The sequence below is a fragment of the Bacillus massilinigeriensis genome (genome assembly GCF_900111815.1).
GTDB classification, from domain to species: domain Bacteria; phylum Bacillota; class Bacilli; order Bacillales; family Cytobacillaceae; genus Mesobacillus_C; species Mesobacillus_C mediterraneensis.
Map to the genome: position 1 here is coordinate 665,763 of NZ_LT630004.1, position 24,441 is coordinate 690,203.

Annotated in this window: 18 protein-coding genes, 14 tRNA genes, 2 rRNA genes, 2 pseudogenes and 1 other annotated feature; of the genes and pseudogenes, 30 read left to right on the top strand and 6 right to left on the bottom strand. The window is 43.7% G+C overall.

Going from position 1 to position 24,441, the window contains the following annotated elements; translation table 11 throughout:
* Positions 1-510: 510 nt before the first annotated feature.
* The 5 genes from BQ5796_RS03575 to BQ5796_RS03595 all read left to right on the top strand — a co-directional run bounded on the left by BQ5796_RS03575 (position 511) and on the right by BQ5796_RS03595 (position 4,035).
* Positions 511-1,620: a helix-turn-helix domain-containing protein gene (locus tag BQ5796_RS03575; protein WP_071458984.1), complete on the top strand. Its 1,110-nt coding sequence runs from the start codon at positions 511-513 to the stop codon at positions 1,618-1,620.
* A 4-nt stretch (positions 1,621-1,624) separates the two neighbouring features.
* Positions 1,625-1,825: a PLDc N-terminal domain-containing protein gene (locus BQ5796_RS03580; protein ID WP_071458985.1), complete on the top strand. Its 201-nt coding sequence runs from the start codon at positions 1,625-1,627 to the stop codon at positions 1,823-1,825.
* Complete coding sequence (locus tag BQ5796_RS03585) at positions 1,822-2,739, top strand: ABC transporter ATP-binding protein (RefSeq protein ID WP_071458986.1); 918 nt, start codon at positions 1,822-1,824, stop codon at positions 2,737-2,739. The genes BQ5796_RS03580 and BQ5796_RS03585 overlap by 4 nt, the downstream gene beginning before the upstream one ends.
* A complete protein-coding gene (locus tag BQ5796_RS03590) occupies positions 2,736-3,494 on the top strand; it encodes an ABC transporter permease subunit (RefSeq protein WP_071458987.1) in 759 nt (252 codons plus the stop codon). Before BQ5796_RS03585 ends, BQ5796_RS03590 begins: the two co-directional genes overlap by 4 nt.
* Positions 3,495-3,651: 157 nt before the next feature.
* Complete coding sequence (locus BQ5796_RS03595; protein ID WP_071458988.1) at positions 3,652-4,035, top strand: VOC family protein; 384 nt, start codon at positions 3,652-3,654, stop codon at positions 4,033-4,035.
* A gap of 303 nt (positions 4,036-4,338) precedes the next feature.
* Here the strand turns inward: BQ5796_RS03595 and BQ5796_RS03600 are convergent, their stop codons facing one another.
* Positions 4,339-4,659: a GRAM domain-containing protein gene (locus tag BQ5796_RS03600; RefSeq protein ID WP_159430975.1), complete on the bottom strand. Its 321-nt coding sequence runs from the start codon at positions 4,657-4,659 to the stop codon at positions 4,339-4,341.
* 504 nt (positions 4,660-5,163) lie between these two features.
* Between BQ5796_RS03600 and BQ5796_RS03610 the strand changes: the two genes are divergently transcribed.
* From BQ5796_RS03610 to BQ5796_RS03625, 4 genes are all read left to right on the top strand, one after another.
* Positions 5,164-5,916 (top strand): hypothetical protein, encoded by a 753-nt coding sequence (locus BQ5796_RS03610; RefSeq protein WP_141769925.1) that lies wholly within the window; start codon positions 5,164-5,166, stop codon positions 5,914-5,916.
* 469 nt (positions 5,917-6,385) lie between these two features.
* On the top strand, positions 6,386-6,829 hold the full coding sequence (locus tag BQ5796_RS03615; protein ID WP_071458992.1) for a YbaK family protein: 444 nt from the start codon (positions 6,386-6,388) through the stop codon (positions 6,827-6,829).
* A gap of 83 nt (positions 6,830-6,912) precedes the next feature.
* A complete protein-coding gene (gene cwlD / locus BQ5796_RS03620; RefSeq protein WP_071461130.1) occupies positions 6,913-7,626 on the top strand; it encodes an N-acetylmuramoyl-L-alanine amidase CwlD in 714 nt (237 codons plus the stop codon).
* A 148-nt stretch (positions 7,627-7,774) separates the two neighbouring features.
* Complete coding sequence (locus tag BQ5796_RS03625; RefSeq protein ID WP_071458993.1) at positions 7,775-8,827, top strand: Mrp/NBP35 family ATP-binding protein; 1,053 nt, start codon at positions 7,775-7,777, stop codon at positions 8,825-8,827.
* An 82-nt stretch (positions 8,828-8,909) separates the two neighbouring features.
* Here the strand turns inward: BQ5796_RS03625 and gerD are convergent, their stop codons facing one another.
* Positions 8,910-9,545: a spore germination lipoprotein GerD gene (gerD, locus tag BQ5796_RS03630; RefSeq protein WP_071458994.1), complete on the bottom strand. Its 636-nt coding sequence runs from the start codon at positions 9,543-9,545 to the stop codon at positions 8,910-8,912.
* Between the two features lie 145 nt (positions 9,546-9,690).
* On the opposite strand from gerD, the gene BQ5796_RS03635 reads away from it, so the two are divergent.
* The gene (locus tag BQ5796_RS03635) at positions 9,691-10,359 is read left to right on the top strand and encodes a KinB-signaling pathway activation protein (protein ID WP_071461131.1); all 669 of its coding nucleotides are present in this window, start codon (positions 9,691-9,693) and stop codon (positions 10,357-10,359) included.
* 19 nt (positions 10,360-10,378) lie between these two features.
* On the opposite strand, the gene pdaB is transcribed toward BQ5796_RS03635, so the two are convergent.
* Complete coding sequence (pdaB, locus tag BQ5796_RS03640; RefSeq protein ID WP_071458995.1) at positions 10,379-11,131, bottom strand: polysaccharide deacetylase family sporulation protein PdaB; 753 nt, start codon at positions 11,129-11,131, stop codon at positions 10,379-10,381.
* Between the two features lie 127 nt (positions 11,132-11,258).
* Here pdaB and BQ5796_RS03645 point away from each other — a divergent pair, with 127 nt between their 5' ends.
* The 18 genes and pseudogenes from BQ5796_RS03645 (at position 11,259) to BQ5796_RS03730 (ending at position 16,685) form a co-directional block, all read left to right on the top strand.
* Positions 11,259-11,495 carry a hypothetical protein gene (locus BQ5796_RS03645; RefSeq protein WP_071458996.1) on the top strand — a complete coding sequence of 79 codons (237 nt, stop codon included), beginning with the start codon at positions 11,259-11,261 and terminating at the stop codon, positions 11,493-11,495.
* Between the two features lie 294 nt (positions 11,496-11,789).
* Positions 11,790-13,339, top strand: a 16S ribosomal RNA gene (locus BQ5796_RS03650).
* A 567-nt stretch (positions 13,340-13,906) separates the two neighbouring features.
* Positions 13,907-14,005, top strand: a sequence feature (23S ribosomal RNA rRNA prediction is too short).
* Positions 14,006-14,169: 164 nt separating this feature from the next.
* Positions 14,170-14,285 (top strand): 5S ribosomal RNA (rrf, locus tag BQ5796_RS03655).
* 14 nt (positions 14,286-14,299) lie between these two features.
* Positions 14,300-14,374 (top strand) — tRNA-Asn (locus BQ5796_RS03660).
* A gap of 5 nt (positions 14,375-14,379) precedes the next feature.
* Positions 14,380-14,471 (top strand) — tRNA-Ser (locus tag BQ5796_RS03665).
* A gap of 15 nt (positions 14,472-14,486) precedes the next feature.
* Positions 14,487-14,561 (top strand) — tRNA-Glu (locus BQ5796_RS03670).
* Positions 14,562-14,566: 5 nt separating this feature from the next.
* Positions 14,567-14,642: transfer RNA gene (locus BQ5796_RS03675), tRNA-Val, on the top strand.
* A 9-nt stretch (positions 14,643-14,651) separates the two neighbouring features.
* A tRNA-Met gene (locus BQ5796_RS03680) sits at positions 14,652-14,725 on the top strand.
* 3 nt (positions 14,726-14,728) lie between these two features.
* Positions 14,729-14,804, top strand: a tRNA-Asp gene (locus BQ5796_RS03685).
* Positions 14,805-14,808: 4 nt separating this feature from the next.
* Positions 14,809-14,884: transfer RNA gene (locus tag BQ5796_RS03690), tRNA-Phe, on the top strand.
* A gap of 72 nt (positions 14,885-14,956) precedes the next feature.
* A tRNA-Tyr gene (locus BQ5796_RS03695) sits at positions 14,957-15,041 on the top strand.
* A 12-nt stretch (positions 15,042-15,053) separates the two neighbouring features.
* Positions 15,054-15,127, top strand: a tRNA-Trp gene (locus BQ5796_RS03700).
* Between the two features lie 7 nt (positions 15,128-15,134).
* Positions 15,135-15,210: transfer RNA gene (locus BQ5796_RS03705), tRNA-His, on the top strand.
* 23 nt (positions 15,211-15,233) lie between these two features.
* Positions 15,234-15,308: transfer RNA gene (locus BQ5796_RS03710), tRNA-Gln, on the top strand.
* A gap of 3 nt (positions 15,309-15,311) precedes the next feature.
* A tRNA-Gly gene (locus tag BQ5796_RS03715) sits at positions 15,312-15,386 on the top strand.
* Positions 15,387-15,393: 7 nt separating this feature from the next.
* Positions 15,394-15,468, top strand: a tRNA-Cys gene (locus BQ5796_RS03720).
* Positions 15,469-15,473: 5 nt separating this feature from the next.
* Positions 15,474-15,555, top strand: a tRNA-Leu gene (locus BQ5796_RS03725).
* A 151-nt stretch (positions 15,556-15,706) separates the two neighbouring features.
* A pseudogene (locus BQ5796_RS03730) lies at positions 15,707-16,685 on the top strand (tyrosine-type recombinase/integrase).
* A gap of 596 nt (positions 16,686-17,281) precedes the next feature.
* Here the strand turns inward: BQ5796_RS03730 and BQ5796_RS03735 are convergent.
* Positions 17,282-18,397, bottom strand: a pseudogene (locus tag BQ5796_RS03735) (IS4 family transposase).
* An 863-nt stretch (positions 18,398-19,260) separates the two neighbouring features.
* Here BQ5796_RS03735 and BQ5796_RS03740 point away from each other — a divergent pair.
* The gene (locus BQ5796_RS03740) at positions 19,261-20,685 is read left to right on the top strand and encodes a dipeptidase (RefSeq protein ID WP_071458997.1); all 1,425 of its coding nucleotides are present in this window, start codon (positions 19,261-19,263) and stop codon (positions 20,683-20,685) included.
* A 239-nt stretch (positions 20,686-20,924) separates the two neighbouring features.
* Here the strand turns inward: BQ5796_RS03740 and BQ5796_RS03745 are convergent, their stop codons facing one another.
* Both BQ5796_RS03745 and BQ5796_RS03750 read right to left on the bottom strand, forming a co-directional pair.
* Positions 20,925-22,313, bottom strand: a complete 1,389-nt coding sequence (locus BQ5796_RS03745) for a M20/M25/M40 family metallo-hydrolase (RefSeq protein WP_071458998.1) — start codon at positions 22,311-22,313, stop codon at positions 20,925-20,927.
* Between the two features lie 233 nt (positions 22,314-22,546).
* Complete coding sequence (locus BQ5796_RS03750; RefSeq protein WP_071458999.1) at positions 22,547-23,215, bottom strand: B3/B4 domain-containing protein; 669 nt, start codon at positions 23,213-23,215, stop codon at positions 22,547-22,549.
* Positions 23,216-23,302: 87 nt separating this feature from the next.
* On the opposite strand from BQ5796_RS03750, the gene queG reads away from it, so the two are divergent.
* On the top strand, positions 23,303-24,439 hold the full coding sequence (queG, locus tag BQ5796_RS03755) for a tRNA epoxyqueuosine(34) reductase QueG (protein WP_071459000.1): 1,137 nt from the start codon (positions 23,303-23,305) through the stop codon (positions 24,437-24,439).
* Positions 24,440-24,441 lie beyond the last annotated feature (2 nt).

A 24,441-nucleotide genomic window follows, 5' to 3' on the forward strand; every position in this document is an offset into this window, starting at 1 on the left:
CCGCGGGACATGCCGGAGGGTCTATAGGCGATTGCTCACGCAGTATTCCTCGCGCGAGACTCTAAACCTTAAAAATTGTCATTTTGATTGGTTTTTTGAGGGGAAAAGGGATGGTTTTTGGTGATGCAGCTAAAGTTTTTGAATAGTTTGGCGTGTGGAACCGATTATACAACTGTCTTCTGCTTGCCCGGATGCCACTGCAATAAGGATATCTACGGTAATCGACGATTTATCTACGGTAAACAGCAATTTATGTACGGTGATTCACATTTTATCTACGGTAAACTAGAATTTATCTACAGTAGCTTCCAGATTGTTTCCAATTACTCTTTATGAAGCCAAAATCCCCCTAAAAAGCTTAGGCATTTAAATGCCTCCATTGTTTTTCAAGCAAAAGCATTCCTATAACATTGTTTCCCTCTGGTTAACTTTATTACCCAAAGTTAACTAGCAATCCATTGGTTTATTTAAAGAAAGGAATATAATGATTTATAGAGGGGGTGAGGGAGATTGAGCGAATTAAATATTGCTGCAACATTGGTTTCTAAGCGGAAGGAAAAAGGTGTGACGCAAGAGGCGCTAGCGAATTATATTGGGGTTTCCAAAGCTTCGGTTTCAAAATGGGAAACAGGGCATAGCTATCCGGACATTGTCTTTTTGCCGCAGCTCGCCGCATACTTCAATATCTCCGTTGATGAGTTGATCAATTATCAACCTCAAATGATAAAGGAAGATATCCGCAAGCTGTATATCCGTTTATCCAAAGAATTTACCGAAAAATCCTTTGACGACATGATGAAGGAAATCCGGGAAACAATAAGAAAATATTATTCCTGCTTCCCATTGCTTTTTCAAATGGGGGCATTAATAGTTAACCACCATACGTTAGCAGAGGAAACGAACCGGCCTTCGCTCATTCGTGAAGCGATGGAGATATTCTTACGTGTAAAATCAGAAAGCAATGATTTTAAATTATGCAAGCAGGCCAATCTTATGGAAGCAGCATGTTCTTATTTCCTGTCTGATGGTGCAAAAATCATTGAGTTATTGGAAGACTCCAATTCTCCGATGTTAAATGAATGCAATCTTTTATCAATGGGATATGCAATGGATAACCAACAAGACAAGGCAAATGAAATATTGCAAGTAGGTGTATATCAAAATCTTTTGAGCATTCTCCAAAACCTATTAAGCCTTTTGCAACTGGAAGGTGCTGATGCTGAAAAAGCAAATACCATTATTGCGCGCATTACGTCCATCGCTGATGAATTCGAAGTCGAAAAACTGCACCCTTCAACAATGCTAGCCATCTACCTGACGATGGCAGGAATATTCGTGATGCAAGACGACACGGAAAAAGCTTTATCAGCACTTCAAAAATACTGTGATCTGGCAGTAGGCAGTATTTTTCCAATCATCTTACATGGCGACAGCTTTTTTGACAAAATTGATGGTTGGCTTTCTGAGTTAGACTTAGGTGTTGAAGCTCCTCGAAATGATAAAACAATTAAAAGAAGCATTGTCGAGAGTGTGACGAACAATCCCGCATTTGCCGCTTTATCCGATCACCGCAAGTACAAAAACATAGTTGGAAAATTATCAGCTGTTCTAGGAGGCTAATAGGATGGAAGAATTAATAGAGTATATGCCGTTTCTGATTCCGATTGTTCTGATTGAATTGGGGCTTGCCTTGACGGCACTTTTTCATGTGCTGCGCCACCCGCATTACAAATTCGGAAATAAGCCTATGTGGATCGTCATTGTCTTATTCGTGCAGATAATCGGCCCAATTGTTTACTTTGTATTTGGGAGAGGGGAAGAATGAGTATCTTATCGATCCAAAACCTTAACAAGAGCTTCGGTGAGCATAAAATCATCAATAATTTAACTTTTTCTGTTCCAGAGGGCACAATTTACGGTTTTTTAGGGCAGAACGGGTCAGGAAAAACAACTACGATGAAAATGGTGCTGGGACTGTTGAAGCCTAATAGCGGCAGCATCTCTGTGTGTGGCGAAACGGTGAGCTACGGTGAAACGAAGACGAATCGCCACATAGGTTTTCTGCCCGATGTTCCGGAGTTTTACGGCTATATGAAGCCTGCCGAGTATTTATCGCTTTGCGGAAAAATCACAGGACTTGATCGTAAGCGCACGAAGGAAAAATCTGAGGAACTGTTATCGCTTGTGGGGCTGGATCAAGCCAATAAAAGAATTGGCGGTTTTTCTCGTGGAATGAAACAGCGGCTTGGCATTGCACAGGCACTCTTAAATGAACCAAAGCTGCTTATTTGTGATGAGCCAACTTCAGCACTTGATCCTATCGGCAGAAAAGAAATTCTTGATATACTGCTGTCGGTGAAGGGGAAGACGACGATTGTTTTTTCTACACATATTCTTTCTGACGTGGAGCGTATTTGTGATCACGCGGCGGTACTGCACAATGGCAGCATCGTGTTAAACGGCACATTGACAGATCTAAAACAAAGCCGCCGGCATGACACCATCCTTATTGAGTTTGCATCGACCGCGGATCTTGACCGATTTTTCGGCAATGAAAGTGTTCGTGAATCATGCAGAAACTTCGAACGAAAAGAACGGACCGTCACCATTCAATCAGATAATATTGCCAAGGTACAAGGCCAAATCTATGATGCTTTTTCCACTTTAAAAATTTATCCCGAAAGAGTGGAGATTTTAGAACCTACACTTGAAAGCTTGTTTATGGAGGTGGTGAAGTGAACGCTTTTATTGCCTTTGCAAATAAAGAACTTACTGAAAGTGTAAGAACCTATAAGCTCCTGATCATCACTGCAGTATTTTTGCTGTTCGGTATGCTCAATCCCGTAATGGCCAAGATAATGCCTGAGCTGTTATCATCTTTCATGCCAGATGGGATGACAATTGCTCTTCAGGACCCAAGCGCACTAGACTCGTGGGCGCAGTTTTATAAGAATATGTCGACGCAGATTATCGTATTTATCATCGTGTACAGCGGCGTTATGGCAACCGAGCTTTCAAAGGGCACTCTTGTGAATATGCTGACAAAAGGTTTATCAAGAAAAACGGTGATTTTATCAAAATTTTCTGTCACCTCGATTATTTGGACGCTAAGTTATGCTCTGTGCTTTGGTGTGACGTATGGTTATACGTTGTATTTGTTGCCTGGGGAGCTGCCAAACCTCTATCTAGCAGCTTTTAGTATGTGGTTATTCGGGATATTGTTGAACGCAGTCATGTTCTTCGGCAGTGTTTTGTTTGCAAATATATACGGCGCACTTCTAACGACCGGTGGTTTTACGATATTGCTTATGCTCATCAATATCATTCCAAAGGTGAAAAAAATAAGTCCATTCAAACTTGTCTCGGAAAATATGCTGCTGCTGACCGGCGAATTAGACTTTACTGATTTACGTATTTCAATCGCGATTTCTTGTCTGCTGATAATTGGGTTTATGATTGGTGCTGTCGGTCTTTTTAATAAAAGGGAAATATGAGTAATGTATAGCCCCGTTTGAATGATAAAACGGGGCTATTGGCAATGGGGATTTTAAGGTCTGCTTCCAAGTAGCAAAATTAATTTATTGAATATTCATTAAAACATATTGATTGCTGTTATACTGTTAAATACAAGGGAAGGGAGAGTGGACTAGTGTGATTCGAAATCTCGGTCAGGTTATGCTGTATGTCAATGATCAAGATCAGGCAGTGGATTTTTGGACAAACAAAGTAGGTTTTACGGTAATTTCTGAAGAGGATAACGGTCAGGGAATGAGATGGATTGAAATTGCCCCAACAAAGGATTCGGAAACAAGTATCATCTTGCACAACAAGGAACTGATTTCTAAAATGTCTCCAGGGCTTAATCTTGGGACACCTTCTTTAATGTTCTTCTCAGGCAATTTTGAGCAATTACATAAAGACCTTTCAGATAAAAATATTACTGTCGGAGAAATCGTCAATATGCCGTCGGGTAGGGTATTTAACTTTGCGGATAGTGAAGAGAACTACTTTGCAGTGATGGATAAACCTGAATAAAAGAAAAAAGTTTTATGCAGTAAGAGTCCCCCTCTTGCCACATAAAACTTTTTTCTTTATATCCACTCTAAAAACTCTAACCGATTGCCGAAAGGATCTGAGAGATAAAATCTTGAGGCACCTGGCAGCTTATCACCGACAGTCACCTCAATGTTGTTTTTGATTAAGTATGATTGTAATGCTTCGATGTATCTCTTGCTTGATCTTCACAACCTTTTGGCCCAGCTAGTTGTACATGGTCAACTTTTTTCCAATCATATGAGATTGTTCCAGCCCCCATAGTCTTTTTTGTTGTAACTCGAATTAGAGCAAATCAGCATGCTTTGTTTTTTTCAGCACGTCGATTTGTTCCTCAATTTCTCTTTTCCAGGCATCGCGCTTATTTATCACAAATTTATAGACCCTTTGATTCGCTGTCGTCACTTTCAGGCCGTTTTTTATGGTGAAAAACAAGAGCTTGTTGTTATAAAACGAAACGTCCTCGATTTCAAGCAGCGGGATATGAACCTCTCCTGTTTGAATATTGATCGCATGACTTTTATGGATAAGATGATCTTCCGTTAAGTAAAGTTTACCGCCAACACCTTCTATCCCCTTCATTAAATTCGCCCATCCTTCTTTCATGGTCATCCTCCTTGAACAATCCTTTAATCGTATTTTAACATAAATATTGGAATTACCGTGTTTTAACCGGCAGGGTAGACGTCTCTACGTTTGTGGGGGCGGCAGCAAAATGGCCCCCGATGTTGTAAAAATTTTGCGGGCAGCATACCAATCGATCCGAGGCGTGAGTGAAGAAGAAGCCCAACAATGGTTGTAAGTTTTGCAGCGCGAGGGTGTTTACGTGAAAGGTGTATGCGCGTTTGATATCTATAATGGAGGCTGCCGTGGAACTGTGGCAACCTTTTTTCAGTTTTCTTTTGGGGTTGAAGTGCGGTACTGAAGTGTGGAAACAGATGTGTGGGGAGGCTTATCAACCCAGTTTGTGCGGAATCAACCAACATTGCGGAGAAATCGCTCAAGTCGCAGGAGAAATCAACCACCATCAGCGATAAATCAACCAAACCCAGTCCCAGCGCATCTTTCGGATAACGGGTTTAGTAAAAAGAGTCGCATTCAGTTACTCTTTTGGGTGAAGTGCGGTACGTTTGTGCAGAATCAATCACCTCTGGAGAGTTATCAACCAAGTTCGTGGCGGAATCAACCAACATTGCGGAAAAATCGCTCAAGTCGCAGGAGAAATCAACCACCATCAGCGATAAATCAACCAAACCCAGTCCCAGCGCATCTTACGGGTATCGGTTTAGTAAAAAGAGTCGCATTCAGTTACTCTTTTGGGTGAAGTGCGGTACGTTTGTGTGGAATCACCTGCCTGGGGAGTTATCAACCAAGTTCGTGGCGGAATCAACCAACATTGCGGAGAAATCGCTCAAGTATAGGAAGAAATCAACCACCATCAGCGATAAATCAACCAAACCCAGTCCCAGCGCATCTTACGGGTATCGGTTTAGTAAAAAGAGTCGCTTGCAGTTACTCTTTTGGGGGTGGAGCGGGATACGTTGTGCGGAATCATTCACCTGGGGAGAGTTATCAACCAAGTTCGTGGCGGAATCAACCAACATTGCGGAGAAATCGCTCAAGTCGCAGGAGAAATCAACCACCATCAGCGATAAATCAACCAAACCCAGTCCCAGCGCATCTTTCGGGTATCGGTTTAGTAAAAAGAGTCGCTTGCAGTTACTCTTTTGCAGGTGTAGCGGGGTATTAGATTGCGGAATCAATCACCTCGGAAGATTTATCAACCAGGTTGAGCGAGTAATCAACCAACATTGCGGAGAAATCGCTCAAGTCGCAGGAGAAATCAACCACCATCAGCGATAAATCAACCAAACCCAGTCCCAGCGCATCTTTCGGGTATCGGTTTAGTAAAAAGAGTCGCATTCAGTTACTCTTTTGGGTGAAGTGCGGTACGTTTGTGCAGAATCAATCACCTCTGGAGAGTTATCAACCAAGTTCGTGGCGGAATCAACCAACATTGCGGAGAAATCGCTCAAGTATAGGAAGAAATCAACCACCATCAGCGATAAATCAACCAAACCCAGTCCCAGCGCATCTTACGGGTATCGGTTTAGTAAAAAGAGTCGCTTGCAGTTACTCTTTTGGGGTTGAAGTGCGGTACGTTTGTGCGGAATCATTCACCTCGAGAGAGTTATTAACAAGTTCTTACCATTAATCAATCGTTTGATCAAACTCAGCTTGCAAAACGTGTGAAAACTGGAAATGGAATCCCGTGGACTTAGGGAATGTTAGCAAGGGACGTGTTGAAAACTACGTTTAAGGGGTGAGCAGTTTGAATGTCGTAACGACTTTTAAAGAGAAGAAACGGGAAAAGCAAATCAAATATGAGCGATCTATGCTTCGCGAACTGTCGTTGAAAAAACTTCAGGAAAGAGTGAAAGGATGCTTTGGCTCTTCACGCCTTGTCACGGGGCTTGTCATGAATAAAGGAATAGAGGAAGCATGCTACGATGTTGCCATTGAAGCTTTTTTACTTGGCGCCCGATTTGGGAGGTTTGGCTATCATGGAGAGCAGGCTGACTCCGCCAAGCTTCGCTGTAGTGAGGAAGAGCTGCACTTAGTCGATACGTTGTACAACTTTTTCCTGTTCTGGGGGAATGGAGAAGAAGGACCTGCATCCGAATCGCTCTACAGTCTCTGTGAAAAATACGTTGATGTCTGGTGGAGAGATGGTTTTTCTAGGGGAGAGCTTCGTCATAAACTAAGACTTCATTAATTTGGACTAGTTCTAAACCACCTTCCTGTCCCATAGATTGTATCAAGAGGACGAGCGAGAATAGGAAGGATGGTTTGGGCCGAATGAAGAAAAAGGTTCAGCTTTGTTTATTCGCTATGGGAATGACAGTGTTGTTCATTATATTGCAGTATGATTTTAGCGAAAAGGATTCCTGGAAGCCTTGGAACCTTCCGCTCTCTGGCAAGGTTATTATGATTGATCCTGGTCATGGAGGAGTAGATCCGGGGGCGGGGGATAAAAAAACACGTGAAAAAGAAATTGCCTTGGAAGTTTCCCTTAAGCTTCGCGATTACCTTCAGGAACAAGGGGCCATCGTTGTCATGACTAGGGAAACGGATGTAGACCTCGCAGACAAAGACTTAAAAGGATACAGCAAGCGGAAAATCCAGGATTTGCAGAGGCGGCTTGCGCTCGTCAACACCTCTGAAGCAGATTTTTTCGTCAGCATTCACTTGAATGCCATTCCATCACAGAAGTGGCGTGGAGCTCAGACTTTTTACACGGACAACTATAAAGACAGCAAGCGTGCTGCAACGCTCATTCAATCCGAGCTGCGCCGCAATCTTGAAAATACGAATCGAAAAGCAAAAGAAATAAATAATGTTTATCTCTTGAAGCATGCGGAAAAACCGGGGGCGCTGGTCGAAGTTGGTTTCCTTTCCAATCCTAGTGAAAAACGGCTGCTTAAGACAGATTCCTATCAAGACAAAATTGCGGCCTCCATTTATGAAGGAATATTACGTTATTACACAGGTGAGAGGAAATACTGGAACTAAAGGGAGCTTGCGTGCTCCTTCTTTTTTTTGATAAAACAGGTTAAAACATTCAAGGATAGTGTATAAGAATGATGTGACGCTATTCACACTAAAGCCTTTCCGCGCTATGGTATACTGTACAATGTATAAAAAATTAGGAGGGTGTCCGATGTTAACAGATGCTCAAGTACGGGAAATTGTCGGCGGTCTGCAAGAACCGTTTTTACATAAAACACTAGCAGAGCTTAACGCCATACAGGAAGTCAAAATCAAAGAAGAGAAAAACCACGTCAGCGTGAAGGTTGCCGTTGCTAAAACTGGCACAGCAGAACAGCTTCAGCTTCAATCACAGATTGTGAGTGTCCTAAAGGGGGCAGGAGCTGATTCCGTAGGGTTGCGTTTCACGGAACTTTCAGAAGAAGTGCTAGCACAGTTTCGTACGCAGGGCGGAGAAGAGAAAGGCTTGCTTTCGGAAGGAAACAAGACAACCTTCATCGCCATCGCCAGCGGTAAAGGCGGAGTTGGAAAATCGACTATCTCTGTAAATCTTGCTGTCTCTCTTGCGCGTCTTGGAAAAAAAGTCGGCCTAGTTGATGCGGATATTTACGGATTCAGCGTGCCTGACATGATGGGCATCACGGAGCGTCCTGTCGTTCGAGGGGAGAAAATCATTCCTGTTGAACGCTATGGTGTAAAAGTCATTTCCATGGGATTCTTCGTGGAAGACAATGCACCAATCATTTGGCGTGGACCGATGCTCGGAAAAATGCTTAACAACTTCTTCAACGACGTTGAGTGGGGCGAACTGGATTATCTGCTCCTCGATCTTCCTCCAGGTACAGGTGATGTAGCGCTTGATGTTCATAACATGCTGCCTTCCTGCAAGGAGATTATCGTTACTACTCCACATCCGACTGCTGCATTTGTTGCAGCTCGTGCAGGTGCCATGGCTTTGCGTACAGAGCATGAAATCCTTGGTGTCGTTGAAAATATGAGTTACTTTGAAAGCAAGCTTACCGAGGAACGGGAATATGTTTTCGGCCAAGGCGGCGGAGAGAAGCTTGCGAAAGAACTGAACACTGAACTTCTTGGAAAGCTTCCACTTGGACAGCCAACATGGGATGAGGATGATTTTGCTCCTTCCATTTATAAAGAAGAGGACCAAATCGGTGCCATCTACACAAATATTGCTCAGCAAGTGATCCACCTGCTGGAAAAATAAAGACAAAAACAAGCCTCCCATGCAGTGGGAGGCTGTTGATTTTTAGCATTTGAAAAAAATTGTATTGGATGAGTGAGGATGACTATTGTCCACCTCCGCCCCCACCTCCGCCGGTGTTTCCGCCTCCGCCTTGAGACCCGCCTCCGCCGGAATCCCCTTGCTGCTGTTTCGTAGGAACCTCCGACGCTGCTTTGATGAGCATATCTTGGATCTTGGCTTTGAAAAGGGGGCTATCAAAAGTTTCATTCACGACCGATTGCAAATGTTTCCGGTATTCTTTGCTTTTTAGCAAGTCGACCACTTCATTTTCCAACTCAGGGTCCTTCATGATTTCCATCATCATTCCCCGGTATTCAGGATCCTTCATCAAATCCTTTATGAGCTGTTCGTTCTCCGTCTTCATGCTTTTCGCCATTGATGCGGCGAATTTAGGATCCTTAAATTGTTTGTTCCAGAACTCGGTCCCTTTGTCCGAAACTAAGGTATTCTGTACGGTTTCGCTAACAACAGTCTGATCGAGGACAAGCTTCTCCCTCATCCCGTCATCAGACATTACTTCTTGAATTGCTTTTTTGCCATCATCTGTTTTCAGGATATCAACAACCATTTTCTTTGTTGTTTCGTAATCCATCTGTTCCCCGCCGGTCTCGGCTGGAGCACAGCCTGCCATCATGCACAGGCCAAGAATGGGGAGGAACTTTGCTGTTTTTTTCACCATTTGTTTTTTCCCCTTTCACATAGGCAGCCCTAACTTTAGGTTTGGCCAAAGTGCAAATATTATGCGGTAGTGAGGCAATATGTAGATTTTTCAACCACTGGTTGGTACAATCAAGGGGGAAAATTTATTTTTGGGGGAAAATATTGTGACGAGCCGAAATTGGGTAAGGTTTTTCTTGTCCACGCTGCTGGTCGGAGTGGTAACAGCCAGTATAACAGGCTTTATTGTTCGATGGGAGAAATTTAAGCCGCTGTTCATCCACTTCGATATTCTTGAAATATTATCCGTGCTATTATGGTTAATCGGGATTGGCCTGATATTCAGTATATTGAGCCAAATGGGGTTCTTCGCCTACTTGACAATCCACCAATTCGGACTGGGAATGTTTCGTTCCGCATCCTTATGGAACGCAGTCCAGCTTATCTTGATTGCCGTTGCGTTCTTTGATTTAGTGTATTTGCGCTATAACGCATTCGCAGAAAAAGGCGAGGGTTGGGGTTCTTATCTCCTGCTTGCAGTTCTAGTAGCAGTACCTTCCTTTATTGTGGCATATTTAAAAGCAAAGCAAACGAACAAGGAATCTTTTATTCCGGCATTGTTCTTTATGGTTGTCGTAACCATCATTGAATGGGTGCCCGTGCTTCGCGTAAATGAGCACGGTTGGCTATACTTGATGCTGTTTTCATTGATCGCGTGCAATGCGTACCAGCTTCTCATGCTTCCAAAATACAATCGAATGTCCCAAGAAGAGCGGGAGCAGGCAAAAGCACGCCGGGAATTAAGGGAAAAAGCAAAAACGTCGAAAGTGCAGTAGCACTTCCGGCGTTTTTTCATCAATTGATTTCCGATGATTGTGATTCCCCATTGGCGAGCATGCTTGATACTGTTACCATCTTGAGACCTTTGGACTTAATGTCCTCAATGATAGATGGCAGCGCATTGGCGGTTTGTTTTGCTGAATCAGAGGCGTGGAGCAAGACGATATCTCCTTTTTTCGCTTGCGATACGTTTTTTACAATTTTTTCGGTGCCTGGATTGGTCCAATCTTTAGAGTCGAGACTCCAATGGACCAGCGTATAGCCAAATCGTTCTGCCGTTTTCAAGGTAGCATCATTAAAATGCCCTGTAGGTGCGCGAAGAAGCTCGATTTCCTTTACATTTAGCTTCTTGAAAGCAGTCTGTGCTTTCATGATGTCCTGTTTCATTTTTGCATCCTCAAGCTCGGAATAATCTTTATACTCGTAGCCAAGCATACCAATTTCATATCCGTTTTTTTCAATCCTATTAACTAAATCCGGATGCCTTTCCGCCCATGAACCTGAAAGGAAGAACGTAGCAGCGGGTACTTTGTGCTTTTCTAGCACTTCAAGAATCGGTCCAGCCTTCTCGTCGCCCCAGCCAATATTGAAGGTAAGCGCCACATCCTTTTCTCCTTTGTACACCGCTTTCGGCCCATCGTTTGTTGAAAAAGCAGGAATCTGGACAATCGTTTCCGCGTAAAACACCCAAGCGGTGAAAAAGGCGGCAATCACGATAACCACCAGCTGTTTCAACGCCTTCCCATTCAGTATAAAAAAGAAATTCATTCTCTCCACCTCGTCCTTAAGCAGTCCTTGTCTCATTACTATGTAAGGAAAAACAGGATATGAATTTTTCTTTGATAAAAATTTGCAAAGAGGAACACACTACAGGAAAAACAGGAAGGGTGTTACGATGCGCGCATTTTTAATCAATGAAAAAGAAGTATGTGAGATGGAATATTTAATCAAGCGAGAGATGGATGAAATTCTATTTGATTTGAGCGATGAACGAATTGAAAATGTCGTCAAGCGCTCCATGAGAGAACGTTACAAAATTCTTTTCTCCCTTTTCAGAATAGTCGCGCTTCCAAGTGAATGCATGAGATACATGCCAGTTGCAGACAAGCGTGGGAGAAAAAAGTACAACTGATTTTAGCGCTTTATTTCACCCGATGATAAAAAAACGAAAAAAATTGTTGACGGATATTTAGCAGGCTGGTATATTAATAAACGTCGCTGCTAACGTAGCAGCACAACGAACAAAACTTAACAGTACAACGTAAAAATAACGGTTGACACTAGATTGTCAGCATGTTATATTAAGAAAGTCGCCTAAGGGCGATATTGCTCTTTGAAAACTAAACAAACAAGCGTCAACAAACAATAATATGATGGTCACTGACCATCAGCCAACGTTTTATTTGATGAGCTAATCACTCACTCTTTTATGGAGAGTTTGATCCTGGCTCAGGACGAACGCTGGCGGCGTGCCTAATACATGCAAGTCGAGCGGACAGAAGGGAGCTTGCTCCCGGAAGTCAGCGGCGGACGGGTGAGTAACACGTGGGCAACCTGCCTGTAAGACTGGGATAACTTCGGGAAACCGGAGCTAATACCGGATAATCCTTTCCTTCACATGAAGGGAAGCTGAAAGACGGTTTCGGCTGTCACTTACAGATGGGCCCGCGGCGCATTAGCTAGTTGGTGAGGTAACGGCTCACCAAGGCAACGATGCGTAGCCGACCTGAGAGGGTGATCGGCCACACTGGGACTGAGACACGGCCCAGACTCCTACGGGAGGCAGCAGTAGGGAATCTTCCGCAATGGACGAAAGTCTGACGGAGCAACGCCGCGTGAGCGAAGAAGGCCTTCGGGTCGTAAAGCTCTGTTGTCAGGGAAGAACAAGTATCGGAGTAACTGCCGGTACCTTGACGGTACCTGACCAGAAAGCCACGGCTAACTACGTGCCAGCAGCCGCGGTAATACGTAGGTGGCAAGCGTTGTCCGGAATTATTGGGCGTAAAGCGCGCGCAGGCGGTCCTTTAAGTCTGATGTGAAAGCCCACGGCTCAACCGTGGAGGGTCATTGGAAACTGGGGGACTTGAGTGCAGAAGAGGAGAGTGGAATTCCACGTGTAGCGGTGAAATGCGTAGAGATGTGGAGGAACACCAGTGGCGAAGGCGACTCTCTGGTCTGTAACTGACGCTGAGGCGCGAAAGCGTGGGGAGCGAACAGGATTAGATACCCTGGTAGTCCACGCCGTAAACGATGAGTGCTAAGTGTTAGGGGGTTTCCGCCCCTTAGTGCTGCAGCAAACGCATTAAGCACTCCGCCTGGGGAGTACGGCCGCAAGGCTGAAACTCAAAGGAATTGACGGGGGCCCGCACAAGCGGTGGAGCATGTGGTTTAATTCGAAGCAACGCGAAGAACCTTACCAGGTCTTGACATCCTCTGACAATCCTGGAGACAGGACGTTCCCCTTCGGGGGACAGAGTGACAGGTGGTGCATGGTTGTCGTCAGCTCGTGTCGTGAGATGTTGGGTTAAGTCCCGCAACGAGCGCAACCCTTGATCTTAGTTGCCAGCATTCAGTTGGGCACTCTAAGGTGACTGCCGGTGACAAACCGGAGGAAGGTGGGGATGACGTCAAATCATCATGCCCCTTATGACCTGGGCTACACACGTGCTACAATGGATAGAACAAAGGGCAGCGAAGCCGCGAGGTGAAGCCAATCCCATAAATCTATTCTCAGTTCGGATTGCAGGCTGCAACTCGCCTGCATGAAGCCGGAATCGCTAGTAATCGCGGATCAGCATGCCGCGGTGAATACGTTCCCGGGCCTTGTACACACCGCCCGTCACACCACGAGAGTTTGTAACACCCGAAGTCGGTGGGGTAACCTTTTGGAGCCAGCCGCCTAAGGTGGGACAGATGATTGGGGTGAAGTCGTAACAAGGTAGCCGTATCGGAAGGTGCGGCTGGATCACCTCCTTTCTAAGGATATAGTCTTTTAGGACTATCGGAATGCGAACCTTCGGGTTCGTAAGTTGACTGCTTGTTTGTTTAGTTTTGAGGGAGCAATTCCTCAAAGCTGTCTAGCTACAGCGTCTAGACCCTCGAGGTCGCTTCGGTCCGTCCGATGAAGTCAAAAAACGACTTCAACTGCCGGCCCTCCAGCGCTTGTCGGGTCTGAACGAGACGCTTTTTTGTTCCTTGAAAACTGGATAATCGTAATGTAAGAAGGCAAAGAAAGAACCGAGTATCGCCATTTTAGTTTTTCTCTCTTTTTTAAAAAGAGTAAACCTCAATTATGAGGTGAATCAGCAGCGAGAAGGTCGAGGAAGCAAGCGAGCGAAGGCCGGAGCGTACTTTTCGTACGTGAGGATCTCCAGAGAGCGCGGCTGACGAAGAGATTCGACGCTGATGATACACCGAATGGTTAAGTTAGAAAGGGCGCACGGTGGATGCCTTGGCACTAGGAGCCGATGAAGGACGGGACTAACACCGATATGCTTCGGGGAGCTGTAAGCAAGCTTTGATCCGGAGATTTCCGAATGGGCCCATAGCGTAAGCTAGTAAGATCCCTGAAAGATGATCAGGTTGATAGGTCAGAGGTGGAAGCGCGGTGACGTGTGGAGCTGACTGATACTAATCGATCGAGGACTTAACCAAAAAGAAAAGCGGAGGCGAAGAGCCGAAGCTGGACAATTAGGCATACTCATTCTTCTTACCTTTGAAACATACATTATCCAGTTTTGAGGGAATGAAAATTTCTCTTGCAAAATTTCTAAAAGGCAGTATAATAATAAATGTCTTTAAAATTGTCTGGCGGCGATAGCGAGAAGGTCACACCCGTTCCCATACCGAACACGGAAGTTAAGCTTCTCAGCGCCGATGGTAGTTGGGGGTTTCCCCCTGTGAGAGTAGGACGCTGCCAGGCTAACCACATATTATTCCGCAGTAGCTCAGTGGTAGAGCATTCGGCTGTTAACCGAACGGTCGTAGGTTCGAGTCCTACCTGCGGAGCCATAAATGGAGAGCTGTCCGAGAGGTCGAAGGAGCACGATTGGAAATCGTGTAGACGGTTACCGCTGTCTCAAGGGTTCGAATCCCTTGCTCTCCGCCATTTACATATTAGATTGGCCCCTTGGTCAAGCGGTTAAGACACCGCCCTTTCACGGCGGTAACACGGGTTCGAATCCCGTAGGGGTCACCATTAATGGAGGATTAGCTCAGCTGGGAGAGCATCTGCCTTACAAGCAGAGGGTCGGCGGTTCGATCCCGTCATCCTCCACCATATTATTATCGCGGGGTGGAGCAGTCCGGTAGCTCGTCGGGCTCATAACCCGAAGGTCGCAGGTTCAAATCCTGCCCCCGCAATCTGGTCCCGTGGTGTAGCGGTTAACATGCCTGCCTGTCACGCAGGAGATCGCCGGTTCGATCCCGGTCGGGACCGCCATTTTGGCTCAGTAGCTCAGTCGGTAGAGCAAAGGACTGAAAATCCTTGTGTCGGCGGTTCGATTCCGTCCTGAGCCACCATTTTTCACAATAGTCATTAACGACTTAATGGTGGAATATATTTTATAACTGATAATAATATGATATAATACCGGAGGGGTAGCGAAGTGGCTAAACGCGGCGGACTGTAAATCCGCTCCCTCAGGGTTCGGCGGTTCGAATCCGTCCCCCTCCACCATTTATCTTTTATAGGGGTATAGTTTAAAGGTAGAACAGAGGTCTCCAAAACCTCCAGTGTGGGTTCGATTCCTACTACCCCTGCCATATTACGGCGATCGTGGCGAAGTGGTTAACGCATCGGATTGTGGTTCCGACACTCGTGGGTTCGATTCCCATCGGTCGCCCCATTTATTTTAAATCATATAGGTATTGGGCTATAGCCAAGCGGTAAGGCAACGGACTTTGACTCCGTCATGCGTTGGTTCGAATCCAGCTAGCCCAGCCATACGCGGAAGTAGTTCAGTGGTAGAATACAACCTTGCCAAGGTTGGGGTCGCGGGTTCGAATCCCGTCTTCCGCTCCAAAAATATGGCGGCATAGCCAAGTGGTAAGGCAAAGGTCTGCAAAACCTTTATTCACCGGTTCAAATCCGGTTGCCGCCTCCATATTTGCCGGTGTGGCGGAATTGGCAGACGCGCACGACTCAAAATCGTGTTCCGTAAGGAGTGCCGGTTCGACCCCGGCCACCGGTATCTGTTAGGGATTAAAAATCCCTCAAATGACAACGTTTCTAACACTTTTGTTAGGAGCGTTTTTTTGTTTTCTCAAAACGATTCTTAGCAAAATATCGTGTTCAAATAATCGTATGTCGCTTGTCAAAAGATATAAGGGAGATGATTTATCTTGGCAAGGCGTACAAACGAATTAACCATTGAAGAATTGACGGTGATTCAATCACCAAAGGCAAGAAAGAGTGTTGATTTTAAATCGGCTCTTGAATCATTTGTAGATGACTGTGAAATTAGAAACCTAAGACCACAAACAATTCAGTATTACAGAAATGAGTTATCGGTGTTTTATAAAACTTTAAAAGAAATTGGTATTGATTCACCGATGGATGAAATATTTAAAGATACTTTAAAAGATGTCATCATACACATGAAAAAGAAGGGATTGCAGACCGTTACCATTAATACACGTTTAAGAGCCATTAGAGCATTTTTCAATTTCCTTCAACGTGAAAGATATATAAAGCACAATCCAATGAATGAAGTTAAATTGCTAAAAGACAGGAAAAAGGTTGTTGAAACTTTCACTAATAAGCAACTGGAAATGCTTTTTAAACAGCCGAATTTACGTTCTTTTGTTGGTGTGAGGGATTACACTTTTATGATGCTTCTGCTTGAAACAGGCATACGTGTGAGCGAATTAGAAGGGGTTTGCGTGCAAGATATTCTATGGAATGAATCACGTATCCACATAAGAAAAACAAAGACGTACAGAGAGCGTTTAGTGCCTATACAGAACAAAATGAAGCAACAATTACAGAAGTATTTGCAAATCAGAGGAACAACCGAATCTGATGCTTTATTTCTCACCTTAGATGACACCCCAATGAGTAAAAGACAATTCCAGAACAGAGTTACCTATTATGGCAAGCAAGCAAGCAGATTTAAAGGGTGTTAGATGCTCATGCCACACCTTTAGACATACCTTTGCGAAATACAGCGTTAAGAATGGTGCAGGGATTTTTGAATTACAGCAAATTCTTGGACATACATCTATGGAAATGGTTCGAACATATGTAAATCTGTTTAGTGATGATGTTATGGAGAAACATAAAGCATTTTCACCATTAAACGGATTAGAAATCGGTATATAGTGGGAGGGCAATAGAATGAATAAACTTTTAAAACATATTGCCTATTAAACTAAGAAGGTTGCACAGGAAGGAGCGAAGGCACGACCAACTTATATTGGTTTCAGAAATTCGCTTCGCCATGAACGATTATTGATGTATAAGAAGATGCTGAATGAAATGCTAACAAGATGAATATATCTAGGAAATTTCTGTCCTAAAAAGGACAATTATTTCTCACCTATGGAAAAAAGTGTCCAAAAAAGGACAAAAAGTATCATGTATAGAAGAATAGATAGTAAAAGAATAGATAGTTATAAAGGGGTCGCTACGCTCCGACTATGTTGTTCGCTAATGCTCTCCTTTTGTCGCTTCGCTCCTATCTCACTTCGTGAGAATGGGCTTCGCCCTTCTCTTACGAATTTATTTTTTGAAATAGATGTTCTTAACATTTAAAAAGATAAGTATTTTCACTAGTGTTGCATAAATAATGTCTTAATATTCAGTTTAATTGTCTTTCTCGCTTAAAGCCAAAAAAGTAAATACCCAACCAAAGGTGTCTCCATCCATTTGGGAATTTATTTACAATTAGACATTTGCAGCAACGACAATTCCTTTTATTAAGGGATCGTTTTTCCTTCAATCTTACGAAGCCAAACCTGCGCTGGTTTCCACAACGCAGCTTTTAAATAACGGCTAATTTGTAAGGTTTTCCGCTTGCTTTTTGTTTCGACCTGCGCAAGTACATGAAGGCAAAAAACAATAAGGGCAATAAACACTTGATTTTGAATAGCCCATTCACTTTGACCGTAAAACTTTTTGATATTAAGATGTTGCTTTATCTATTTGAAAAACAGTTCTATTGCCCAGCGTGACTTATACATCTCTGATATTTCTTCCGCACTTAAGTCAAAGCGATTTGTGATTAAATGAAGGGTATTTCCTTTTGTATCTATCACTTTTAAAAGGCGAAAGTAGTTTTCAGCACGGTTTTGAGTCGTACCTATCAGAACCATTTGATCCGATAAAACAGTCGAGCCCTCGGGTAGTTTGAAATCATAAACTTCCCTGATAACAGCGTTTTTTCTTAACCTGGAAAGGAAGAAGTACCCTTCATCTGTCATGCGATCAAATCGCTCGTAGTCTAAATAGCCCCGGTCAAAAACATACATGCATTCTTTATCATCCACCAGAATTTCAAGCTGACCACGATCATGTTCTTTTGCGGTGGTCATGATGGCTTTTTCGGGATAGGACTTCCCATCTTCCATGAAAACAAGGCGTAGGTGTAACTTTACTCCTCCCTTTTTCTTACGGAATTTCGCCCATCTATGATTGGTTAAATTAAGTGGCAATGTGCTTGAATCAATGATTTTTAATGGCATAATCAGTTTTTTATAGTGTGTTTTGACATGGATTTGTGAGACTAAATCAAGAAATAGCCTTTGAAACAAATCTGGATTTATTCCGTTTAAGCGCCGTGACAGCTGGGAAATACTAATCGAATCAAGGTCGATTTCTTTTTGAAGTTGGTCATCAAAAAGACAATCACTCAGTGCATGAAGACTTTCGACTTCTTGTAGCTGTGCATAAAGAAGTAATTTTAAAAACGATTCTGTCGTCAACTTTTTCGTATAAAGATCTAATTTCAATGTTTTCACTTGTTCTTCAAACAACGGAAGATTTATTGATGAAAACCATTGTCCAAATGAAGTTTTTCGTGTAACCTTATCCATGGGTTTGTCCTTTATTAATAGATTTGGATGGGTTACCACCTGACATATCTATTATAAAGGACTTTTTCTTTGCGTAAAATAACTTACCTGAACATTTTGAGTATTTTTAATAGTGGAATTAAATTAATGCAACACTAGTGTAAAAAAACCCATTTTTATTAAATTATACATAAATTTTATTAATAAAGATTTTGTATTTCAATAAAATTTTTCATTGTTACTTTTAACCAGTGAAGAGCGTAGAGAGACAGATAATGTCGAACGTAGTAGCACGAGCATTTCTTTATTCAATTCCGTTGTTAAGCGGACTTTCTAAAGAGTTGAGAAAGATTCAAGCTGGAGAAAACAACTTGGAGATGACAGAAGAGAATAAGGGACTTTGCTTGCTATATTGCTTTTGTATTTGGACTAAATGCGAGATAATAATGTTTATTTGGAAATCACTTTGTGCCAAATTTGTACTAAACGAAAGAGAAAACACATAAAAACAAGAGTGGAAAACCTTCTATATTAAAGGACTTTCCATTCTTTTCTTTACTTAGAATATACGTAATACCCCGGCCACCGGTATTAATTGGTCGAGTAAAAAAGGTCTCAACATTATGTTGGGACCTTTTTTCTGTTTGCTTGTAGAATTGAGTAAGTAGGGAGAAATGCCCGAAACCCTGTGCCCTTTATGCTAAAACAGAGTCTTGGATTAGGGACTAATTTCTTGTATTTCCCATATCTGTTGACACCTGAATTTTCTGAATATAGACTGAGACTAGTAAAGTCTTTACTATCATACTTCCCACATCAAAGGAGGCACAAACACTGCCTTTCCAAGGACAAAGAGTAAAAAACGGATAAAATAGGAGGGTGTAATGAAAAAGTTCTTTTATCTTGCATTGACGTCGCTATTGGCTTTGTCTGTCTTTTTCCCGGTGGGCTATGCTGCAAATGCAAAACAGCTTTCTGCACGGGACATCCATTTTAACGCAACAGTCGTAGACGGCCATAACGATACGATGATGAAAGCTGTCAATCCGACTACATGGCTTCCTGAAACCGACATTAGAGGAAATACCGATTTCCATATTGATATTCCAAAGCTGCAAGCTGGAGGACTCAACGTTCCTTTTTTCGCAGCTTATACATCCGGGTATTTTGGAAATAATCCTCGCAGCATCAGCAGAACTTTGGCTTTGATCAATGCACTTTATTGGACGGAAGAACGAAATTCAGATGTGTTAGAAATCACGACATCCCTCAAGGAAATTGAAAAGGCTAGAAGAGGCGGAAAAATTGCTGCCGTACCTACAGTAGAAGGAGCCTATTCCTTGGAAGAGCACAATGCCATTGAATTGCTTCATCAATATTACGATCTTGGAATTAGAGCGCTCGGCTTTACATGGAATTATTCCAATGCGTTAGCGGAAGGTGCCAACAGGGTGTATGGGGATCCAGCCAGGACACCATCCCCTGCAGGTTTAACGGAGCTTGGAAAAGAAGTAGCGCAGGAAATGAACAAACTAGGGATGATTATCGATGTCTCGCATCTTTCCGAACGGTCTTTCTGGGATGTGATTGAGGTTTCAAAAGCCCCGATTATGGCTACCCATTCGGGAACATCCTCATTAAGGAAACACGCTCGCAACCTGACAGATGAACAACTGAAGGCTCTAGCTAAAAATGGCGGTGTCGTGGGAGTTGTTTTTTATCCTGATTTCCTGAAATACGGCTATCCGGATGAGAAAGTGTATATTAAAGATTATGTGGATCATATCGAGCATGCAGTAAAAGTGGCCGGGATTGACCATGTCGCCCTCGGATCTGATTTTGACGGCGGGCCGCTTCCTTCTGACATCAAAGATGCATCCGAGCTTTACAAGGTAACAGAAGAACTTTTCAGGCGTGGCTTTTCCCAGCAGGACATTGAGAAATTACTGGGGAAAAACACACTGCGCCTCCTAAAAGAAGTGGAGAAGGCAGCAGAGCAATATCCTGAGGAAGCAGGCCAGGGACTGACAATTACTCCATCGTTGAAAATGGGTGAGACTGTTCAAGGAAATACCCCGCTTTTAACAGCCCAACTGGATAGAATAAATGGCGCACCAACCGATGAAAACACCCTGAGAGTTATTGTGGACGGAATTCCTTACAGTCCGAAATTTAATAAGGAAACTTCCACGATCTCCCTCCAGCTAAAAGAGCCATTAAAAGAAAAATTTCATGTGGTAACATTTGAAGCGGCCAATACTGCTGGAAAAGTGGAAAAAGAAACAAGAATTTTTTATATTAAGCAATAATCCAAAAGAAGTACCCTGCAGCTATATTCTATATGCTGCCTGGGGTACTTTTCTTTCTTCATCATGATTTGGAGTGGAAGGGAGTAGACCCTTGTGGGATCAGAGTGATAGGTGCAACCCTGCAGGACGCTTACCGCCCGCCCTACGGAAATCAAAGCGACTGGAACGCAAAAAAACACCCCATCATAAGAAAAATAACAAAGGCTACAGCTTCTAAAACTGCAGCCTTCGTTTTTCTGCTATTTGATATTTTGCTCGTGGCGGTCTTGCGGTTTTGCTGCCTTTGGAGTTTTCACTGTCTTTGGTCCTTGATTATCAGGATGTGCAAGGCTGTACACTGCGGTTCCGACGATTTCTGCTACATCGAGGAGCTTTTCCTTGCTGATTTTATCTAGCGTATCTTCAGGCGTGTGGTACCATGGCTCTGTTGGTGTATGAATGAAGCTTGCGGACGGGATGCCAGCCTCAAAGAACGGAACATGGTCACTGCGGCCGCCTTCTTCAAGCGGTGTCGGTAAGCCGTTTAGGCGCTTGCTTGATGCTTGGGAAAGCTGAGAAACGATATTTGGGTTCCCATCGACTGTTTTGATGGAAAGATCTCCGGCATCTTTACTGCCGACCATATCCATGTTGAAATAACCGATAATTTTTCGTGCTTCTTCTTGTGTGAGTGTGCTAACATAGTGCTCTGATCCAAGAAGACCTAGCTCTTCTGCTCCAAATGTGATGAAGCGCAGCTCTGTGTCTGTTGGAATGTCTTTAAATACTCTGGCAAGCTCTAGGACAGAAGCTGTGCCTGATGCATCGTCATTCGCGCCAGGGGCTCCTGGAACGGAGTCATGATGAGCACCCATAAGAATCGCGCCGTCTTTTGCTTTATTTTTATTCGTGGCAGGCTTGGTCGCAATCACGTTATGTGAAGTGCGCTCCCCTGCATCTGCACCTTCAATTTTTAAATTAGCCGTAACCCCGCCTTTTTTGACAACGGCAGCAAGTGCTTCACCCTCTGCTTTTGATAAGGAAAGCACAGGGACATAACGCTTGTCCATTTCGCCAAGCGTACCGTTTAGGGATCCTTCTGCATTATTGTAAATGATAACGCCGGCAGCGCCCGCTTCTGACGCATTGATGACTTTCTCACCGAAAGAGATGCTTCCTCGCTCGATAAGCGCGATCTTGCCTGTCAAGTCTTTTCCAGCAAGCTCTTCTTTCGTTCCAAGCCCTGCAAGGACTAGCTCACCATTAATATCCCCATTTACACTATAGGTAAAAGAATCTGGTTTCAGGTTATCAAACCCTGCTACTTTCAATTCAATTTTACTAGGCGGGGTGTAGCCGATGAAGGTAAACTCCTGGATCTCGGTTTTATAACCATAGGATTCAAACTGTTCCTTCACATAACGAACAGCATTTTCCTCGTCCGGTGTGCCGGCCACCCTTGGAGTCTGGGAGAGGTAGCGGATGTGATTGTATGTGTTTTCCACATTGAGGTTGTTGACCACCTTATGGTCGAAACCAGGGTGCTTTACTTGGCTCTGGACTGCCAATGGTTTTGCATAAATTGCTGCTGGTGCAGTGCTGACAAGCAACCCTGCTGCTACGGCTAACGAAACGATAGGTTTTTTCATGAAAAGCCTCCTTGGGAAATTTTTTCAAGTGAATTCTATTATATTAGGTTCAGAATATTTTAAAAAGATTATTTTCTCCTATTTTTATAGAATAGGAGGGTAATAAAACCAACCTAAGCACTAGGTATTAAAGCCTGATTTCTCGTTCAAATACGGCACTTTATTTTAAGAGCGATGAGGAAAATGGATTTAAAGAAAAAACCGTCAATTAACTTTGACGGTTTAAATGTTTATTATGATGAAACTACTTCATAATTTCCTACTCCGCCATGGATTTGAAGAAACATTTCCATCAGCGATGCTGTCATCTTCCGCTTTTCCTCCAATGGGAGCGATGGGCGATGGTAAATAATCGAGAGAATGTTTTCACTATCTTCCGTTACTGCAGTTCTTTTGGAATCGACATAAGGACTGCCGAACGGATCGGATTCATCACTTGAGAGTATCAATCCTTTGAGGGAGTTTTCTCTGCCGTTAAGACCTTCATAAACTTCTCCGTCCATGCCAATTCTGATGGTGACATCACCCTTTATTTTATCAAGATCATACACGCCAATCGGAACTTGATACTGAAGAGAGAAGAAGTTGTTAAGATCGACAGCGCTATGAACCGATGGGAGAAACTCACCCTTTTGAACTCTACGGTACAGTGCCTCCGCGGAATGGCGGGAACGGTTCGGGTCTCGGCCAGCCAGCTTAAAGGCAGAGCGCCACTCGCCGATTCCCTCAAGCTCTGTTACCTTTTTCCCTTCAAGGTCGAAGTAAAGCGATTCCTGGAATAGCCGAAGCCTGCCTTTTAGCATTTGCGGTGAAGGTCCGATCTGTACACCGGAAAAAGTAATAACGCCTACTGAGAAACCGGGAAGCAGCCCGGATAATTCCTTTAAAAGGGTGACTTCCATTCTTTCCACCTCCAAATTTCGTTGAAAATAGTTTATCATAGGGGAATGTCCAAACATAATGAAACAGATTCTTTCAGGAGGGAAAGCATGGATTTTTGTTTATTCAAGCAGGAACTCATCGAATACAGCAAATCAATCGGAATTGATAAAATCGGCATCGCATCGGCATCCCCTTTTTCAGAAATGAAAAATAGGCTTCTATTACAGCAAGAGCTGGGTTACCAATCTGGCTTTGAAGAGAAAGATATCGAGAAAAGAATAAACCCTGCGCTTATTTTTGATGGGGAGCCGAGAAGTATTATTGCCATCGCGCTTGCGTACCCTTCGAAAATGACGCAGCGGGTTGTGAGCAAGGAAGGGGAGCGGAGAGGAATTTTTTGCAGGGCATCATGGGGAATAGATTACCATGTGCTTGTACGTGAAAAGTTAGAACAGCTAGAGGCATTTATTATGGAAAAAATTCCTTCTGCTAGATGCCGTTCAATGGTAGATACAGGTGAATTAGTCGACAGAGCAGTTGCTGAAAGGGCAGGCATTGGCTGGAGCGGAAAAAACTGTTCCATTATCACTCCGGAGTTTGGCTCGTACGTCTACCTTGGCGAAATGATTACCAATCTTCCGCTAGAGCCGGATGTCCAGATGGAAGACAATTGTGGTACATGCAATAAATGCGTGGAAGCTTGCCCGACAGGAGCGTTAGTGCAGGGCGGACAATTGGATTCCCAACGCTGTATCGCTTTTCTTACGCAAACGAAAGGCTTTTTGCCTGATGAGTTCAGGGAAAAGCTTGGGAACAGGCTTTACGGCTGCGATTCCTGTCAAACTGCTTGCCCTGAGAACAAAGGAAAAGACTTTCACCTTCATTCAAGAATGGAAAGCGACCCTGAGACGATCAAGCCGCTTTTACGGCCCCTGCTTCAAATGGGAAACCGGGAATTCAAAGAGCGCTTCGGTGTTCTTTCCGGTTCATGGAGAGGGAAAAAGCCAATCCAGCGGAATGCTATCATTGCGCTAGCACATTTCAATGATATATCTGCAGTGCCTGAACTGATTGCAGTGCTGAACGAGGATCCGCGGCCAGTACTTAGAGGAACAGCCGCATGGGCTCTCGGAAAAATCGGCGGGGAGGAAGCGAAGGCTGCCTTAACAGAGGCGGCAAGCAAGGAAAAAGAGGAAGAAGTTCTCGCTGAAATTACAAAAGGTTTAGGACTTCTCTCAAATTGAAG